This window comes from Burkholderia sp. 9779_493, assembly GCF_015712215.1.
GTDB lineage: Bacteria > Pseudomonadota > Gammaproteobacteria > Burkholderiales > Burkholderiaceae > Burkholderia > Burkholderia cenocepacia.
Map to the genome: position 1 here is coordinate 44,914 of NZ_JACCQA010000043.1, position 13,083 is coordinate 57,996.

The 13,083-nt window shown below is 62.7% G+C and carries 13 protein-coding genes; 11 read left to right on the forward strand and 2 right to left on the reverse strand.

Features of this window, described 5'->3' with window-relative positions:
* The first annotated feature begins 24 nt into the window (after positions 1-24).
* From H0X95_RS31015 to lnt, 6 genes are read left to right on the forward strand one after another with little or no spacing between them, the layout of a single operon-like run.
* Positions 25-1,581 carry a cbb3-type cytochrome c oxidase subunit I gene (locus tag H0X95_RS31015; protein WP_020204494.1) on the forward strand — a complete coding sequence of 519 codons (1,557 nt, stop codon included), beginning with the start codon at positions 25-27 and terminating at the stop codon, positions 1,579-1,581.
* The gene (locus H0X95_RS31020) at positions 1,578-2,219 is read left to right on the forward strand and encodes a cbb3-type cytochrome c oxidase subunit II (RefSeq protein ID WP_020423863.1); all 642 of its coding nucleotides are present in this window, start codon (positions 1,578-1,580) and stop codon (positions 2,217-2,219) included. The genes H0X95_RS31015 and H0X95_RS31020 overlap by 4 nt, the downstream gene beginning before the upstream one ends.
* Positions 2,220-2,227: 8 nt before the next feature.
* Complete coding sequence (locus H0X95_RS31025; RefSeq protein WP_020204492.1) at positions 2,228-3,034, forward strand: c-type cytochrome; 807 nt, start codon at positions 2,228-2,230, stop codon at positions 3,032-3,034.
* Positions 3,018-4,115 (forward strand): c-type cytochrome, encoded by a 1,098-nt coding sequence (locus H0X95_RS31030; RefSeq protein WP_020204491.1) that lies wholly within the window; start codon positions 3,018-3,020, stop codon positions 4,113-4,115. Before H0X95_RS31025 ends, H0X95_RS31030 begins: the two co-directional genes overlap by 17 nt.
* Before the next feature lie 46 nt (positions 4,116-4,161).
* Positions 4,162-6,354: a heavy metal translocating P-type ATPase gene (locus H0X95_RS31035; protein WP_230878316.1), complete on the forward strand. Its 2,193-nt coding sequence runs from the start codon at positions 4,162-4,164 to the stop codon at positions 6,352-6,354.
* Positions 6,355-6,378: 24 nt separating this feature from the next.
* Positions 6,379-7,977, forward strand: a complete 1,599-nt coding sequence (lnt, locus tag H0X95_RS31040; protein ID WP_020204489.1) for an apolipoprotein N-acyltransferase — start codon at positions 6,379-6,381, stop codon at positions 7,975-7,977.
* 154 nt (positions 7,978-8,131) lie between these two features.
* Here the strand turns inward: lnt and H0X95_RS31045 are convergent, their stop codons facing one another.
* Together H0X95_RS31045 and H0X95_RS31050 are read right to left on the reverse strand one after the other, a co-directional pair.
* Entirely contained in the window at positions 8,132-9,517 is a 1,386-nt protein-coding gene (locus tag H0X95_RS31045; RefSeq protein WP_020204488.1) for an ATP-binding protein, read from the reverse strand.
* A complete protein-coding gene (locus H0X95_RS31050; RefSeq protein WP_020204487.1) occupies positions 9,514-10,182 on the reverse strand; it encodes a response regulator in 669 nt (222 codons plus the stop codon). The genes H0X95_RS31045 and H0X95_RS31050 overlap by 4 nt, the downstream gene beginning before the upstream one ends.
* A 180-nt stretch (positions 10,183-10,362) precedes the next feature.
* Between H0X95_RS31050 and ccmA the strand changes: the two genes are divergently transcribed.
* Genes ccmA through ccmE form a run of 5 tightly spaced genes read left to right on the forward strand, consistent with a single transcriptional unit; the run spans position 10,363 to position 12,991 of the window.
* Complete coding sequence (gene ccmA / locus H0X95_RS31055; RefSeq protein ID WP_029043916.1) at positions 10,363-10,974, forward strand: cytochrome c biogenesis heme-transporting ATPase CcmA; 612 nt, start codon at positions 10,363-10,365, stop codon at positions 10,972-10,974.
* 4 nt (positions 10,975-10,978) lie between these two features.
* Complete coding sequence (ccmB, locus tag H0X95_RS31060) at positions 10,979-11,665, forward strand: heme exporter protein CcmB (protein ID WP_020204485.1); 687 nt, start codon at positions 10,979-10,981, stop codon at positions 11,663-11,665.
* Positions 11,666-11,677: 12 nt separating this feature from the next.
* Entirely contained in the window at positions 11,678-12,415 is a 738-nt protein-coding gene (ccmC, locus tag H0X95_RS31065) for a heme ABC transporter permease CcmC (RefSeq protein ID WP_020204484.1), read from the forward strand.
* Positions 12,412-12,603 (forward strand): heme exporter protein CcmD, encoded by a 192-nt coding sequence (gene ccmD / locus H0X95_RS31070; RefSeq protein WP_081651476.1) that lies wholly within the window; start codon positions 12,412-12,414, stop codon positions 12,601-12,603. Before ccmC ends, ccmD begins: the two co-directional genes overlap by 4 nt.
* A complete protein-coding gene (gene ccmE / locus H0X95_RS31075) occupies positions 12,587-12,991 on the forward strand; it encodes a cytochrome c maturation protein CcmE (RefSeq protein WP_196446336.1) in 405 nt (134 codons plus the stop codon). Before ccmD ends, ccmE begins: the two co-directional genes overlap by 17 nt.
* Positions 12,992-13,083 lie beyond the last annotated feature (92 nt).

The window sequence follows — 13,083 nt, forward strand, 5'->3', positions numbered from 1 at the left end:
TTGCGCGCCATTTCTGGAGCGCCCATGAATGAGAGCCTTGGGTTACTCCTTGCTCTGAGCTTCATCGTCTCGCTGGCGGCTCTGGGCGCATTGATCTGGTCCATCGTGACGCGCCAGATTCGTGCGGGAAAGAAAGAGGCTTCGACCATATTCCTGGAGGGTGAGGCCGGCACCCCGGATGACCCATCTTCATTTGATGAAGGGGCGGCCGAGCATCGATTCGACGCCTTGCGTGCCGGCGTCGACGCCCCGGGTAGGAACGTCGTACTGGTCCTGTCCATCGTTTCCTTCGTGTTCCTGATCGTTGGCTCGCTGTTCGGGATGATTGCCTCACTGAAGTTGCACTGGCCCGACTGGCTGGCGAATGAGGCGTTCACCACCTTCGGGCGCGCGCGCACCGTCCATCTGAACCTGGTCGCGTACGGCTGGCTGTCCACAGGAGGTATTGCGGTCGCGCTCTGGATCATCCCTCGCATGTTTCATACGCCCCTGCGGAGGCCCGCCATGGCGATGGTGGGCGCGGTGCTGTGGGCCCTCGGCGTGGCGGCCGGCGCCATCGCCATTGCCAATGGATGGAGCGACGGACTGGAATGGCTCGAAATCCCATGGCAGATCGACATTGTCCTGGCCCTCGGCGGCTTCTTCATCGCATGGTCCGCCATCGCGACGACCCGAAAACGCAACGTTCACCACATCTACGTCAGCGGCTGGTACTACCTCGCGGGACTGGCTTGGTTCCCCATCCTGTTCTTCATCGCGAATATCCCGGGCCTGCATTCGGGCGTGCAGCAAGCGACCACCAACTGGTGGTTCGCGCACAACGTGCTCGGCCTCTGGCTGACACCGCTGGGCCTGGGCGCGGCCTACTACCTGATTCCAAAGATCATCGGCAAGCCGATCTATTCCTACAGTGTGTCGCTGCTGGGCTTCTGGGGCCTCGCCTTGTTCTATAGCCAGGTGGGGATTCATCACCTGATCGGTGGGCCAGTGCCGACGTGGGTGGTCACGCTGTCGATCGTGCACAGCGTCATGATGTTCATTCCTGTCATCGCGGTGGCGATCAATCAGCACGTGACGGTCGCACAGAATTTCTGGGCGTTCAAGGAGTCCATGGCGCTACGCTTCGTGTCCACGGGCGCATTGATGTACACGGCCGCATCCTTCCAGGGATCGCTGGAGGCCGTACGGGCCATCAACTCGATCACCCACTTCACGCATTACACGGTAGGGCATGCGCACCTGGGGGCTTACGCATTCGTCTCCATCGTGCTGTTCGGCGCCTTTTACTATCTCTTGCCCTACCTGACAGGCAAGAACTGGCCCTGTCCGCGGCTCATCGCCCTCCACTATTGGCTGACGGTCTTGGGTTTTCTGATCTATTTCCTATCATTGACCATCGGCGGTTTTCTGCAAGGCATGTCGCTGCTCGATCCGCAGACCAGTTTCGCCGACATCACCCGCAACATCGTGCCGTATCTCGAAGGTCGATCGGTGGGCGGCGGCATGATGACGCTGGGACACTTCGTCTTTGCCTTCCATGCGATGGCCCTGCTCTGGTCGAAACGGCGAGGTGACGCATGAACCGGCTGATTCCATTGTTCGTCGGCGCTGTCGGAATCCTGGTGTTCGCGACCATCATGCTCGTGGTGCTCCCCGGCCTGCAGGTCCGTACGGTCCAGGCACCTGCGCAGTTGCAGAACTACACAATCGAACAGTTGAGAGGCCGTGCGCAGTACGTGGCCAATGGCTGTGTCTACTGTCACAGCCAGCAGCCCCGTTCGAGCGGCCAGACGCTGGCGGACCAGGCCCGGGGCTGGGGAAGGCCGTCCACGCCGGGTGATTACGCCTACGACGCCCCCCAACTGCTCGGGACGATGCGCACCGGCCCCGATTTGCTGAATGTCGGGGTGCGTCTGCCAAGCCGGGACTGGCAATTGACCCACCTGTACCAGCCCAGGGCCATTTTCGACTGGAGCATCATGCCTTCGTATCCCTTCCTCTTCGAGGTCAAGGAGAAGGCCGCGCCCGGCGAGGTCGTGGTCAAGCTGCCGCAGAAGTACCGCCCTGCGGACGGGAAGGTGGTGGTGGCCCGCCAGGAGGCGCTCGACCTGGTCGCGTACCTGTTGAGCCTGGATCGTTCCTACCCCGTCAGCGCCAAAGAGGCGACGTTGCGTGATCGTGGCTACGATCCGAAAACTCAGCAGGGCTCGCGTCAATGAGGGGCCAGATGAAATCCGATCTGAGCGGCAAGGGGCGTCGTGTTCAAGACGTGGACCCGACGTTCGACCCCTGGGAGCAATCGCGTCCCATTCCCTTGTTTGTGCTGGCCATCTTCCTGGCGCTGGCGATCTGGGGCGCTTTGAGCTACATCGCCGACCTGGCGCCGAATCGCGGGGCGGCGATTGGCGGGGCCGTTGCGCCGAAGCAGCAGGCCCCCGCAGTTGCCGCTGACGCGCCGGCGCTCGTCTTTCAGGGGAACGACATCGTCTGGGCCTGCGCGTCATGTCACGGCGACCATGGTGCCGGCGCGGGGCTGACGCCTGCGCTGGCTGGCTTGTCCGAAGCCTACATCGCGAAGCAACTCCACGACTTCGCCACCGGAAGCCGCCCCAACGAGTCCATGCAGTACGTGGCCAGCGCAATGAGCGCCGAGGAAATCGGGCAAGTCGCGGCCTACTACGCCGCGTTGCCGCGCGTTGTCGGCCCGCCCGTCGATCTGGGCGGAGACGCGGCACGTGGAGAGGCACTGAGCCGAACCGGCGACTGGAAAAAGGATATCCCGGCGTGCGTGACCTGTCATGGCCAGCAGGGCGAGGGCGTCGGTGGCCATTTCCCTGCGCTGGCGGGGCAGCAGCCCGAGTACATCTTCCACCAGTTGGTCTCATGGAAAGGCGGCCATCGCCACAACTCGCCGCAATCCTTGATGGATGACATCGCGTCGCGCATGTCGGAGCAAGACATGCGCGATGTGGCTCAGTATTTCGGATCTTTGCGTCCAGGCAGCAAAGGAGGCAATCATGATGAACAACGGTGATCGCCGCTCTGCGCATACGGGGACACTCAGGCGTGCCGGTTATGCCGCGGGGCTGGGTATCCTGCTGTTTTCGGCGGGTTACGGCATCTACGAGAGCGGCGTCATCGGGCGTCTGTACAGCGCGATCAGCGGCAAAACGGTCACGATTCCTTCGGCCGCGCCCTATTCGAGAGCAGACATGGAAGCTGCTCGCAAGGCCTATGCAAAAGACGCCAAGGCGTCTGCGCCCGGTATGCCTGTCGGTGCGGACGGCTATTACATCCCGCCTGCGGAGGATGACATTCCGAAGGGACCCTATGGCGATGCCATCCGGCGAGGAATGAAAATCTTCACCGACACTGGCGCCATGGTCAAGGACCACGTGGGCAATTCGCTGGCCTGCGCGAACTGCCACCTCGACTCGGGACGCCGCGAGAATGCCGCACCGATGTGGGCGGCTTATGCGTCCTATCCCGCTTTTCGCAGCAAGACCGGGACCATCAGCACGCTCGAAGACCGGATCATGGGATGTTTCACCTATTCGATGAACGCCCAGGCGTCGTCCTCGGGAAAGCCGCCACCTGCTGGCAGCGACGTGTACCGCGATCTCATGACTTACATGGCCTGGATGGCCGATGGGTTGCCTGCTGGCAACAAGCCGCGCGGAGCGCTCTATCCCAAGGTGGCGAAGCCAAAGGACGACTACGACGTGGGCCGAGGCCTGGCGGTCTATCAACAAAATTGCGCGCTGTGCCATGGTCCCAATGGACAGGGGACCCGGGAGGCGAACGGAAAAATGCGATTCCCCCCGCTTTGGGGAGCAGAGTCGTATAACTGGGGCGCCGGCATGGCCCGCATCGATACCGCAGCGGGCTTCATCTGGGCGAACATGCCCCTTGGAAAGCCGTACAGCCTGACTGAACAGGAGGCCTGGGACGTGGCGGCATTCATCAACAGCCACGAACGCCCCAAGGACACACGCCAGACCGGAACCGTGGCTGAGGCGCTGGAGAAATACCACGAAGGTGAGCAAAGCTACTACGGGAAGGTCTTGGGTGGGAAGCTGCTTGGGGTTGGAACGGATGCCACGAGCGGACCGTAGTCCCGGCGCGGATTTCGACTATGAGCAGGCCCGTGTCGCGGGCCGGATGGTGTTTTCCGTGGACGGGCTTTGGTGCGTGAGCTGCGCGATGGCCTTGCAGCGCGTCCTGCAGCGTGTTCCCGGCGTGGTCTCGGCGACGGTGAATTTCACCTCGGGCTCGGCACTTGTGACCTGGGCCCCGGAGTCGATCGACTTCCCCTTGCTGCTGCGAAAGGCCGAGGGCCTGGGCTACGCACTGTCGCCGTTGAAAGGCACCGATGAGCTGGAAGCGGCCCTGCAGCGGCAGGCTGGGAAGATCCGCTTGCAGCTTACCGTTGCAGTCGTCTTCGGGATGTGGAGCATGCTCGGCTCATGGGTGCTTTACCTCAATGCCGACGAGGGGGCAGCGCTCGCCATTGCTTGGGCCAGCGTCGTAGCGAGCCTTCCCGTCGTCGGATATTCGGCTTTGGACTTCTACCGCGCCGCCGCCCGTTCACTGCGTGCCGGGATCGCCGGGATGGACGTCTTTGCCTCTGTTGCTGTCCTGGGTTCCCTCTTTGTGTCGGTTGGCTCCCTGGCAATGGGGGCCGTGGCGATTTACACCGACGCTGCCACCATGTTGATCACTTTTCTGCTGATCGGACGACTGATCGAAATCCATGCCCGGCAGGAGAGCGGACTTGCCGTGCAAGCATTGCGCAGCCTTGCGCCGGAAACCGTGACCAAGCTGACTTCGTCCGGCGGCACAAAGGCCGAGAGCACCGTCCTGCTGGCAGAGCTTGCGCCCGGTGATACCGTTCTGATACGCGCCAACGAGCGCATCGCGGTCGATGGCATCGTCGTGGCGGGAAAGTCGGCCGTCGATCTCTCGCTGCTGCAAGGCGAGTCCGTTCCTCGCAGCGTTCAGCCTGGCGAGCGGGTCTTCGCCGGGTCCGTGAACCTGCGCGGTCCTCTGACGGTCCACGTGACCGCCGGTGCGGGAGAGCGAAGATTGGATGTCCTCGGCCTGCGCATGCTTGAGCTGTTTGGCGCCCGGTCGTCGTTGTCCGAGACGGCCGAGCGCTTCGTCCGGATACTGCTTCCGGTCGTGGTGACGGCATCTCTGCTCGCCTTCGTCCATTACCTGTGGAGCGGCACAAGTGCAGATCGGGCGTTGCTCGGTGCGCTGAGCATCCTTGTCGCAGCCTGCCCTTGTGCGGTCGGTCTGGCAATGCCGCTGGCCTACGCATTTACCTGCCGCGAGGCCGCTCGGCGCGGCGTCCTCTTAAGAGACTCTGCGAGCGTCGAAGCGTTGGCCCGCACGAGGATCATGGCGTTCGACAAGACAGGTACGTTGACGTGCGGTCAGATGCGTATCGTCAGCATCCAGACGCGGGAGGGATGGTCTGAACAGGACCTCATCGACCTTGCGGCAAGGGCTGAGGCCGGCGTCGTGCACCCCATCGCACACGCGGTGGTCCTCGCGGCCCGGCAGTCTGGAATGAGCAGCGCGTGCGAGCCCGACGGATGCCAGGTGACGGCATGCGCGAAAGGCGTGACGATGCAGGTGCCCGGCGGCGAGGCCGTGCGGGTGGGTGAAAGGAATTGGCTGCTTGCCGCGGGTGTCGAGGGCATGCCGCCGGAAGATGGCATGCCGGGGCTGGTACACGTTGCCAAAGGCAGGGATTGGCTCGGCTCCTTGCGACTACAGGATGCCCCTCGCGACGATGCTCGTTCGTCACTGCAGCAGTTGCGTGCGCAGGGATTGAAACTCTGGTTGCTGACCGGGGATTCCAGCGCAGCGTCCGACCGCCTGACGGCTGACCTGGGCATAGACTTCGACCGGGTCGAGACCCACTGCTCTCCAGAAGAGAAAGCCGACATCGTGGCAAAGAGCCCAGCGCCTGTCGCCTTCGTGGGAGACGGCGCCAACGATGGCTTGGTCCTGGCCCAGGCAGCCTGCGGAATCGCCATTCCAGGATCGAGTTCCGTGGCTGTTTCCGCAGCCGGGGTGGTGATCGCACACGGCAGCGTGGGCGCTGTCGTCGAGACCCGTGAGTTGGCTCGCAAGTTCGATCGCATCGTCCGGCAGAACCTCGGGTTTTCCGTCGCGTACAACCTCGCCGTGATTGTCGTGCTGTTCGAAGCAGGCGTGACGCCCTTTGCGGCCGCGCTCGCCATGCTTGCCAGCAGTGCGTCGGTATTTCTGAACACCTGCAGGCTGCTGCACGGCCGCCCTGTCTTGGACAGGTCGATGCAGGCCGACCCTGCTACATCCTGAAAGGAGCACTGGAATGCTCAGGCCGTGAGCAAGGTCGTGCGGTGGGGAAATGCCGTGACCTTGGCGCTTGCCGGCAGCGCACATGCGTTGACGTTCGCCCCGGATCCGCTGCCCCAGTGGTCGCTGCCCATCGTGCAAATCCTCGCGCTGGCGGTTCTGGCACGCGCCAGCTTCGCCGCCGAGCGCGGCCGGCAGGCATTCCTTCGCGGATGGGGGTTCGGTTTCGTCAATTTTGCGGTCGGCTTGTACTGGCTGTTCATCAGCATCCATGACTACGGTGGTTTGTCCGCGCCACTGGCCGGGGCCAGCGTCGTGGCGCTGTCTGCCTTTCTCGCGCTGTTTCCCGGTCTTGCCTGTGCGATCAGCAAGTGGCTGCAGTCCCGCATTCGGCGGCGAGCGGCACTGTCACACGTGCTGGCCTGGTCGGCTGCTTGGGCCGCCTCGGAATGGCTGCGCGGCGTGCTGTTCTCGGGCTTTCCGTGGCTGAACATTGGCTACGCCCATGTGGACAGCCCATTGGTCGGCTGGGCGCCGTTGCTGGGCGTGCATGGTGTCGCGCTGCTCGCGGCGTACCTCTCAGGGACCGTGGCGTTCCTGTCGCGTCCGGCCGCGGCGTCCATGCGTTGGAACGTGTCCTTGCTGGCGACGGTGCTGATCCTGATCGCCATGGGGTGGATACTTGCTCGTCTCGATTGGTCGACGGCCGAAGGCGAGCCATTGAATCTGAGGCTGGTACAGGCAAACATCGATCAATCGCAGAAGTTCGATCCGACGCGGCTCGAAGACGGCATCGTCAGGCACTTGCGGCTGGCTGCGCAGCCACCTGGTCCCGGAGAGCCGCATCCGGACCTGATCGTCCTGCCAGAGACGGTCGTGCCCATATTCCAAGACCAGCTCAACCCGACGATCTGGAAAGCCTGGCTTGACGTCGCCGCGCACCAGCGCAGCATGATTGCGATGGGCGTTCCTTTGCACAGCATGGCGGCCGACGGCAGCTCGCGGTACACCAACAGCGCCATCGGCTTCGACGCCGGCACACCTTTGCAGCAGCTTGTCGACGCCTCCCTGCCGCTACGCTACGACAAGCACCACCTCGTTCCGTGGGGCGAGTATGTACCGGCCGGGTTCGAGTGGTTCACGCGAATGCTGGACATGCCGCTGGGCGATTTCGATCGCGGAGCCCCGGTCCAGCTACCGTTCTCGGTGAATGATCAGCACTTGGCGTTCAACATTTGCTACGAGGATGTTTTCGGTTCCGAGCTGCTCCCGTCGCTCCTGCCGAACCCCGGCGGAGGACCCGGCGCGAGCGTGCTTGTGAACTTGAGCAACCTCGCCTGGTTCGGCCAGACCTGGGCGCTTCGCCAGCATCTGCAGATCGGGCGGATGCGCAGCATCGAGACCGCACGGCCTATGGTGACCTCCACGAATACAGGCATCACAGCCTCGATCGATCCGAAAGGACGGGTCGCTGCCGCTCTGCCGCCACACAGGCCGGGCGTGTTGTCCGTGACCGTACAAGGCATGAGCGGCCTGACGCCGTACGTTCGCCATGGCGACCAGCCCGTCCTGTTGCTCATAGGGATGGTGCTGGCTGGTCTCGCATGGCGCCCGACCCGACGGTAGCCGCAAGACCGGCAGCCGCACGAGCACTGCCATGCGCCCGATCCCCGGCGGCGGGTTACACCCAAGTCAGACGATAGATCGAACGAAGGGGAACCACATCAGCATGCATCCGTCCCTTGGCTGTAACCCCGCCATCCATGGCAGCACACCAAACCTACGGCTTTGAATCCAAACTGCGTCCTGCAGGCCAGGCTTGGCTTTTTTTGGGTGCAGGGTCAGTGGGCACGAGAAATTTCGCAACCAGACCTCCCCCTTCCCGGGGTTCGAGATTCAGTGCCCCACCAAATCTCTCTGCAATGGCCCGCACGATCGAAATGCCCAGGCCCGCCCCGTCCTTACTCTTTCGGCCCTGGTCGCCGCGCCAGAAACGTTGGCCGATTTGGGATGCCTGCTCGGCAGTCAGCCCGGGGCCACGGTCCGATACGGTAACCACACACCGCTGTGCATTCGGATCCAGGAACACGCCAACCTCGATCGCCGCATCTCGCGGCGAGTAGCGCATTGCGTTGTCAACCAGATTGCGAACTGCCGTTTCCAGCATCGACTTGGGCACCGGAGTTCCGGTGTCCTCGCCGATGATGTTCAACGACAAGCGCTCATTTTCGTGCGCCTTCCACTGTTCCAGCACGCCGCCGACAGAAGCGACCACAGAGGTGCAACCGTCCGCCTTGTCGGCAGACGTCTCGGCGCGGGCCAGCGTCATCATCTGGTCCAAGGTGCGCCGCAGTCGTTTCACGCCTTCCTCTGCACTGGAGAGAGACGATGCCACCTCGTCGCCTTCACTGAGCCGGGCCACCTGCAGATGCGTATCGATCACGGTCAACGGTGTGCGCAGCTCGTGCGCCGCGGCATCGGTGAATGCCCGCTGGCTGGCAAGTGTTCGTGCCAGGCGCTTGAGAAGCCCATTCATTGCGTCCAGAACCGGGCGCAGTTCCGAGGGCGAATGGTTGACAGCAATGGGGGACGTGTCGTCCGCGTGTTTGTCGCGCAATTGCTGCGACAGAGCCTCCAGGGGGGCCAGCCCCCGGCCAATGCCGATCCAAAGGGCAGCCAGGCCGCCAAGGAAAGCAATCAAGAATGGCACGCCAGCCACGCTCAGCAGTTCGTTGATCAGCATATCCCGCTGATCCACGCGATCCGCCGTCGTGATCTGGTAGCCATTGGCACGAAGAACGTAGACCCTCCACTGATGTCCCAAAACGTCCCGCGTGCTGAAGCCGGCCGGCAGTGACTCGAACTCCGAGTGAGGTCCAGTGGTCGTTCGTGCCAGGATCTCTCCCTGCAAGGACCGGATTTCACATGCGATGCCCTCCTTGCCGCTGACGCGCACCGCCTCGGTGAAGTCGTTGGACGCCGCATTCGGAGCCAGCGCGGCGCGTTCAAGAAGCCCGGACACCATGCGTGCCGACATGGCAAGGCGGCCGTCGAGGGTTCGGTCGAGATTGGAATGAACGCCGCGCATCATCCAGCCGGCGGCAGCACCCCACAGAACCAACAGCGAGATACCGGCGATCAGAACAGCCCGAAGGCGCAGGCTCATGATGCGAGCCTCCAGCCCAGCCGATAGCCGAGCCCCCGGACCGTCTCGATGGCTTCGGCGCCGAGCTTGCGGCGGATGTTGTGGATATGCACATTGAGCGCATTGCTGCCGATCTCTTCCCCGAGGCCATACAAGCGCTCGTTGAGCAGGTCGGGCGGGACCCACCGGCCATCGGCGTTGGCGAGATGGGCCAGCAGATCGACCTCGCGGCGCGACAAGGAGACGGACTCGCCCTGGAACCAGGCCAGCCCGCTCTCCGGCTCCAGCCGCAGGGGGCCGGCCGAGATGACCTGGGCCGCACGGCCTTGCGTGCGTCTGACCAGCGCATGCAGCCGGGCCGCGAGTTCACGCAGATCGAACGGTTTGACCATGTAGTCGTCGGCACCTTCATGCAGCCCTTTGAGCCTGTGTTCGATGGCGTCCCGCGCCGTGAGGATCAGGACAGGCAACTGAGGCTCGACGGCCCGCATGCTGGCCAGCAACTCCATGCCGTCCCGGTCGGGAAGCCCGAGATCGAGCACCAGGGCATGGAAGGTGTCTTCTGCATGCGTGGCTTCGGCTTCTTCTGCGGTGGCGACGTGATGCACCGCGATGCCGTGCTTGTGCAGACCGGCCACGATCCCTCGCCCGATCAGTTCGTCGTCTTCCACCAACAGTATTCGCATGGCGCCTACCCACCTGAGTTTGCTTGTTTGACACGCTCATGTTAGGCCAGAAATGACAGCAACGTAGGACGCAAGTTCCCGCTAATTCTCAGTTAATCGGGAGAAGACATGATTTTGAAGATTGCCCCTTGAGGGCGCACCTTCCAAGGATGCCCATGTGTATGAACTATGACCCGGCCCATGCTTGAAGCTCTCGATCTGGTGGGCATTCGGGGGGAGCACCGACTGTTTGACCATTTGACTTTCCGGATCGCGCCGGGCGAGTGCCTGTTGGTGCAAGGCGAGAACGGCAGCGGGAAGACCACGCTATTGCGATCGCTCGCAGGCTTCGCAACGCCGGATGCCGGCAGAGTTTTATGGAAAGGAAAGCCGCTACGCAATCAATGGAGTGAATACCAACGCGAACTGGTCTACAGCGGCCATGGCATTGGGCTCAAAGAAGACCTGAATGCCTTGGACAACCTGCTCGCCGCAGCCGCCATTGCAGGTGAGCCACTCACCCCGGAACGTGTGGAATCAGCGCTGGACGACGTTGGCTTGACCGAGCACAGGCATCTGCCGGTCCGGATGTTGTCGCAAGGCCAAAAGCGCCGTGCAAGCCTGGCTCGACTGCTCCTCTACAAGAGGAAATTATGGATTCTCGACGAGCCCTCCACAGCGCTGGACAAATTCGGTGCGCGATGGCTTGGTGAAGTGATCCATGGGCACCAGTCCCGTGGCGGAATGGTCGTTCTGACAAGTCACCAAGAGCTGGCCGTGAAAGCTTCTCAGACCGTCCGGATGGGGGCATGAGCCAGTGAGCCAGCCCCTCGTTGCCCATCCGGTGTTTGTCGTGATTCGCCGGGACTTGGAAGTGGCCTTGCTCCGAAGGTCAGACGCGCTGATACCTCTTTTCTTCTTTGTCGTCGTCGTCAGTCTGTTTCCCTTGGGTATCGGCCCCGAGCGCGAAATACTCCGGCGGATCGCTCCAGGCGTCCTGTGGGTGTCGGCATTGCTGGCCAGCATGCTTTCGCTGAATCGCCTGTTCGAGCAGGATCACGCCGATGGCACGCTGGAGCAGATGATGCTGTCGCCGGCGCCGTTGGCCATGTTGGTCGTCGGCAAGATCACGGCACATTGGCTGTTGTCCGGTTTGCCCTTGGCCTTGCTTGCGCCCGCGCTGGCATTGCAGTTCGACCTGCCTGCCTCGTCCCTCTGGATTCTGACCGCATCGCTCGCTATCGGTACGCCTGTGCTCAGCCTCATCGGCGCCGTCGGCGCGGGGCTGACGCTGGGCGTACGCGCAGGGGGTGTTCTCGTTGCTGTGCTGGTGCTGCCGCTCTACATCCCGGTGCTGATCTTCGGCGCCGGCGCGGTCGATGCGTCGATCCTCGGTCAGGGTGCGTCGGCCAACCTCTCCTTGCTCGCCGCCGTGTTCGTCTTGGCGGCGTTCTTCACGCCATTCGCAACGAGTGCATCGCTGCGCATCGCACTTGAGTATTGAGGAGCGAAGCGAATGGTCAACTGGTTCAAATTTTCATCTCCCAAAGCGTTTTACCCTATCGCGGGAAAGCTCATCCCTTGGCTCGGCGTGACCGCCGCGGCGCTGTCACTCGCTGGCGTCTGTGTGGGGTTCTTCTTGGCACCCACGGACGCCCAGCAGGGAGAGGGATATCGCATCATCTTCCTGCACGTGCCGGTTTCATGGATGTCCATGGTCATCTACCTGGCGATGGCGTTCTGGGCCGGCATTGGCCTGGTGTTCAACAGCCGCCTGTCGGCAATGATGGCCTCGGCGCTGGCCCCCACGGGTGCACTGTTCACCTTCCTTTCGCTGTGGACAGGCGCCTTGTGGGGAAAGCCGATGTGGGGAACCTGGTGGGTCTGGGATGCACGACTGACCTCTGAACTTGTCCTGCTGTTTCTGTACGTCGGCTTCATCGCACTCCAATCGGCGATCGAAGATCGTCGCCGTGCCGATCGGGCAGGCGCCGTGCTGGCGCTGGTCGGCGTGGTGAACATCCCTGTGATCTATTTCTCCGTGCAATGGTGGAACACCTTGCACCAGGGTGCCTCGGTATCGCTGACTCGCGCGCCCTCCATGGCGATGGTCATGTTGCTGGGCATGCTGATCATGGTTCTTGCGGCCTGGGCTTACACGGCTGCGGCGGCGCTGGCGCGCGTGCGCTGCATCATCCTGGAACGCGAACATCACGCCGGCTGGTTGCAGGACATCGAGGAGGTGAAGCGATGAACTGGGCCAGTGTCGGTGAGTTCCTGGCGATGGGTGGTTATGGTGTGTACGTTTGGGGATCCGTCCTGATGACGGTGGTGTTGCTTTGGACGGAATGCCGAATGCTTCGGCGCCGGCGCCGAGCAGCACTACGGCGCATCCAGTCGGAATTGCCGGGCAAGGAGGTGCGGCGTGAAGCCACGACATAAACGCATCGCACTCATCGTCGCCGGGCTATCCGCCATCGGCATCGCCACGGCGCTGGTGCTCAATGCCTTTCAGAGCAACCTTGTGTTTTTCTTTACGCCCTCGCAGATCAGTGCCGGGGAGGCACCATTGGAGCGCACCTTTCGAGTCGGCGGCATGGTGGAACGAGGCAGTCTGAAGCGACAGCGTGGTGAGCTTGCCGTGCAATTCGTCATCACCGATACGGTCAAAACAATCCCGGTCACTTATTCGGGCATCTTGCCCGACCTGTTCAGTGAAGGAAAAGGGGTTGTTGTTCAAGGACGGCTGGACAGTGCCGGCCTCTTTCGCGCCGAGGAGGTGCTGGCCAAGCACGGAACCTGTCCGCATTTTTGTGGGCGAGGCGGTTGAACAACAGGTTATCCACGCGCCTGCGTGAATCGCTCGCCGAACAGGATAGCAAACTGGTTCATCGCTGATTTCCAGTCGAAGGCGGCCCGCAC

What these genes read in the sequence shown, in the direction of transcription:
- H0X95_RS31015 (WP_020204494.1), top strand. Translation starts at nt 25, where the DNA reads ATGAATGAGAGCCTTGGGTTACTCCTTGCTCTGAGCTTCATCGTCTCG.
- H0X95_RS31020 (WP_020423863.1), top strand. Translation starts at nt 1,578, where the DNA reads ATGAACCGGCTGATTCCATTGTTCGTCGGCGCTGTCGGAATCCTGGTG.
- H0X95_RS31025 (WP_020204492.1), top strand. Translation starts at nt 2,228, where the DNA reads ATGAAATCCGATCTGAGCGGCAAGGGGCGTCGTGTTCAAGACGTGGAC.
- H0X95_RS31030 (WP_020204491.1), top strand. Translation starts at nt 3,018, where the DNA reads ATGATGAACAACGGTGATCGCCGCTCTGCGCATACGGGGACACTCAGG.
- H0X95_RS31035 (WP_230878316.1), top strand. Translation starts at nt 4,162, where the DNA reads ATGGTGTTTTCCGTGGACGGGCTTTGGTGCGTGAGCTGCGCGATGGCC.
- H0X95_RS31045 (WP_020204488.1), bottom strand. Translation starts at nt 9,517, where the DNA reads ATGAGCCTGCGCCTTCGGGCTGTTCTGATCGCCGGTATCTCGCTGTTG.
- H0X95_RS31050 (WP_020204487.1), bottom strand. Translation starts at nt 10,182, where the DNA reads ATGCGAATACTGTTGGTGGAAGACGACGAACTGATCGGGCGAGGGATC.
- ccmA (WP_029043916.1), top strand. Translation starts at nt 10,363, where the DNA reads ATGCTTGAAGCTCTCGATCTGGTGGGCATTCGGGGGGAGCACCGACTG.
- ccmC (WP_020204484.1), top strand. Translation starts at nt 11,678, where the DNA reads ATGGTCAACTGGTTCAAATTTTCATCTCCCAAAGCGTTTTACCCTATC.
- ccmD (WP_081651476.1), top strand. Translation starts at nt 12,412, where the DNA reads ATGAACTGGGCCAGTGTCGGTGAGTTCCTGGCGATGGGTGGTTATGGT.